Here is a 4,162-nt window from a genome sequence, read left to right on the forward strand (position 1 = left end):
GCCATGACCGCAAAGAAACGGTGGGCAACGATGAGCAGGTCACCGTCGGTCAAGACCGGCGCCACGACATTGGCCAAGACGACTTCCTGATCATCGGCCGCAACCACACCATTCGCACCGGCAAAGACCGCACCGAAGAGGTGGGCAACCACCGCCGTGACAAGACCGTGGCCAACCACTGGGTGAGCATCGGTGGGCATCAGGAGCAGACCGTAGAGGGGCATTCGGAGCTGCAAGCGGGTCAGTCGATTGTCCACCGGACTAAGGACTATGAGCTACATGCAGGGGACCAACTGGAGATCAAGGGGCCAGGAGGAACCATCCGCATCGACGGCTCTGGCATCACGCTCAATGGGATAAACATCCAGTTCACGGGCCCGCTGAATGTTGCCAAGAAGGGATCGGGCAACGCCATCGACATGGCCGGCATGCTGGTCAATGCCGGCCTGCCGCTGACCCTGCCCGAAGAGAACGGGCAACTCCAAAGCACCTTCGCGCTCGACCAACTGACCGGGATTGCGCAGCGCTGCACCAAGGGCGAATTCACCCTGATGCTCGCCCCCATCTTTGGCTTCGACATTCCCGCTCACACGTACATCAAGCTCTACGACGGCTTGCGCGGGGGCAGCATCGCCAACCCCGAGCATCGCTTGATGAAACACGGAAAATCGCCGGCCGACTACGACAACCGAGACCGTGTGATTCGTGTACATGCCTTGGCTGTGGAGCGCGCCCGTACAGACAACGAAGCCTCCAGCCTACTGCTGGCCGCACTGCTGCATGAGTTTGGCCACCACATCGATAACCTGCTGCGGCATGACTTGGCCGACCGCAATCCCGACGGCACCTCCACTCTGGAAGGCGACAGCCCGCTCGACGAAGGCGCCCGCTACGCCTACCGCATGGCCCTGTTCGATTTCGAATCGACTACTGAAGCCACGTATGCCCACTACACTGGTCCCGCCGGCAGCGGCCCACTGACCCTCGATTACGCTGACGCCTCCGAGGCCATCCGCGCCCTGCAGGGCGGTGACGCCCACGAGCAGGAAGAAAAGAGTGGCACCCGCGAAGCCTTCGGAGCCGGTCGCGGCGAAAACCACAACAAGCACCCCAACAGTTCGTTCGGCCACGAGTCCATCGAGGACGCCTTGGGCGAAGTCGGCTTCAATACGCGACAACGCAAGCAAATCTATTTCGGCAACTGGCTGCGCGACTACTCACAGCTGCTGGACCCGAAAATTGTTAGACCGTCGAGCGCTGAAAAAGACCTGTCCAAGTACCTGTCACGCGAAACCCTGACCCGCGTGGTGGACCTACTGGCGCTGCATGAATTCCACTCGATTCAGGATCCGAAGTTGACGTTCTCGGTAGGCGGAAATAGGACCTTCATGCTTGACCAGAAAATGTTGGGCGTCTATCGCCCCAGCGAGCACATCGACAACCCTAGCAACTTCAAGCCTAGCCCAGCCGACCCGCGCGTAGTGGACCCGGCGTTCGAGCCCTGGGCCTTGAAAGGTGACGCGCGTCTGGCGGTCGACCCTACTCTGTCGATAAAGCGATACATTCTGGATTCGAAGGAATACATGGTTAAGCAGCTAGGCGCGGCGCTCCGTGTCGGAGCTTCATCCAGGGGGTTCGAACTCTTTGGAGCCGCGCTTCATGTCCTGGAAGACTATTTCGCCCATTCCAACTTCGTGGAGCTGAGCCTGCGCAAATTCCACCCCAACGTCCTGGCCTGGACCGCGTCGCGCAAAGGGCAAGGCCGGCATGCCCTGCCCGTCGTCACCGGCATGTTTGGCTCGTTGGACATCATCGCCAGCCTGGCCGAACCTATCGCCAAGATGCTGTTCCCCGTGGATGACGGTGACTTCAAACCCACCAAATCCGGGCAGCGTTCAGACGGCGAACTCATGATGCTAATCCTGCTGGCAGACCATAGCGATGCGACCTACCTGACCGCCTTTCAGCAGTACTTGAAATGGCGCGACCGTTTGTCAGGCATGCCGGGTTACGAACTAGCGTCCCGTCTGGCGTGGTGGGTCAAGACACCACTACGCAACGCCATCAATGCCTACAATCTGGTCTTCCAAGGCATGGTGCAATTGATTGGCAACAGCGTGGATGACCTGCAAACCTATTCCGGCACTGACCCCAACTCGGATCCAAGCATCGACCCCTCGCACTCCCAACTGGCTAAGGACCATGACGACCACCCCTTCCATGCCCTGGCGGCCATACTGGCCAAGCACGCGGTCCGCGACGTCGGCAAGGCCATGAAGGACCGCTGGGAAGGTCGCCCCGGGCCAGACCCGGTGGAGGTGGCCGCCAGCTATCTGGTCCACCCTAACGACTGCCACTGGCAGGATGCCATGGTCAAGGCTTGGGCAAAGGCCAATCCAGGTGCGGTCCGTCGTGGCACCTCCCGAACGGAGTTGGAGCACCTGCATGAGTTGCACGGCAAGCAGGCACTGGAACGCTTGCGCCAGGTGGGCCGCTATGGCGTGGCCGGCAGGGACTACATCCAGAAGCACTATGAGATGTTGTTCGGCGAAAAGAGCCAACTACCAAAATGAAGCCCAACACTCCCGCCCCAGCTTGGCTGCTAGCAGCGCTCCTGCTGCTCAGCAGTTGCGTCCAGGCCCAGTCCGAGCCCGCTCCCACCGAAGAGAGGGGCGCACTCGAATCCTTGACGCAGTGGCTCAAGCGCGCCACCGATGCCACGGAGGCCATCGAAAACCGGATTCATGGCGTGCCGCGAAAGGCGCCGCGCGGCGCACAACCCGAGCTGATTGCGGAAAACGGCTGCGTCACCTGGAACGGCAAGCCGCTCGCACTGGGTGCCCCGGTCGCCGAATGGTGGAAGGTCTTGGGCCCTCCCAGCCGGCAAGACCGATTCGGCAAAATGCAGGCCTGGGACCACCTTGGCATTCTCCTGACGACGGATGCTCACAGCTATCTTGACCAGCTCTACACCGACATATCCAAGCAAATCTCGAAGTCCGACGCTCCCTTATCGTCGGATTCGTATGAGAAGTACCGCCCGCAACAACAGCTGGACGAAGCCAAACAGAAGGGTGTCTTCAAAGTTGAGTTTGTCGTGGTCAGCATCCGCCCGGAACCCGGTCCCGACGTCGATGAAGACGGAAATCTCATCCTTCGCCAGGCATTCAAGGGATACCTGCAAGTCAATGGTGTCGGTATAGACAACCAGAGTACCTTGAGAGAGGTATCTCGATGGAGCGAAAAATCCAGTCACCCCCTTTCTTTCGGTTGCCTGCGCCTCGACGAACTTCGTCGCTGCTCAGCGAGCAACGGAATGATAGGCGCCACCTTCGACGTGGACCGGACGGAACAACGCAACCTCACAGACTTTGCCTTCTTTGGTGATGCCAAGAGTTGCACCCGTCCCAACCCATGATGCGATGGCTCAATCGCGTCGACTTCAGAATGTTCACCGGCTTTTTGGGAACTCTCTTATTCCCTACGGCACGACTCACACCGCAGGATTCAAATTGGAACAATGTGGACTGTCACTTCAGCTTTCGGCAACGACGCCTTCGGGCAGACAGCGGTCATAGCATAGGGAAGCAGTACCCATGGGCATCACAGGGAGTTTTCCGTGCCTACACAATCCGAATTGCGCTTCACCTTCGACCTCATCGGCGGCGAGGTGCGCGATGTCTTCGAGGTCGTCGAGTTCGAACTTCACGAAGCCCTCTGCGAGACCTTTCACCTCGCGGTGGAGTTGACCTGCACCAACCCCCAAATCGACTTTGGGCAGGTGCTGGATCGCCCCGCTCGTCTGACCCTCTGGCACGGCCAGCAGCCGGTGCGATATGTACACGGTGCCGTGTCTTCCTTCGTCCAGGGCGAGACCGGGTTTCGACGCACCCGCTATTCAGCTGTGATCGAACCGCGCCTGGCGCGCCTGAAGCTCAGTTCCGACTGGCGGATCTTCCAGACCCTGAGTGTCCCGCAGATCGCCGAAGCGGTGCTCAAGGCCCACGGACTTACCCAGGACTACGAACAGCGCGTGACCACCGAGCACCAGGTCCGCGAGTACTGCGTGCAGGCCGGCGACACCGACTACCACTTCATCGAGCGCATCATGCGCGAGGAAGGCTTTTTCTACTCCTTCCGCCACAGTGCCGAGGGGCACCAG

The 4,162-nt window shown here is 60.0% G+C and carries 3 protein-coding genes; all 3 read left to right on the top strand.

Annotation, left to right across the window (positions count from 1 at the left end; genetic code table 11):
• Positions 1 to 2,573: HET-C-related protein (locus PVZ78_RS31660; protein ID WP_273829818.1), on the top strand; the 2,573-nt coding region annotated here is incomplete at its 5' end.
• Positions 2,570 to 3,418, top strand: a complete 849-nt coding sequence (locus PVZ78_RS31665; protein WP_273829819.1) for a DUF7738 domain-containing protein — start codon at positions 2,570 to 2,572, stop codon at positions 3,416 to 3,418. The genes PVZ78_RS31660 and PVZ78_RS31665, both read left to right, overlap by 4 nt.
• A 201-nt stretch (positions 3,419 to 3,619) precedes the next feature.
• The coding region (locus tag PVZ78_RS31670; RefSeq protein WP_273829820.1) for a type VI secretion system Vgr family protein at positions 3,620 to 4,162 on the top strand (543 nt) is incomplete at its 3' end.

It is taken from the genome of Pseudomonas sp. SBT1-2 (genome assembly GCF_028640875.1).
In the GTDB taxonomy this organism is placed as follows: Bacteria; Pseudomonadota; Gammaproteobacteria; order Pseudomonadales; family Pseudomonadaceae; genus Aquipseudomonas; species Aquipseudomonas chlororaphis_I.

What these genes read in the sequence shown, in the direction of transcription:
- PVZ78_RS31665 (WP_273829819.1), top strand. Translation starts at nt 2,570, where the DNA reads ATGAAGCCCAACACTCCCGCCCCAGCTTGGCTGCTAGCAGCGCTCCTG.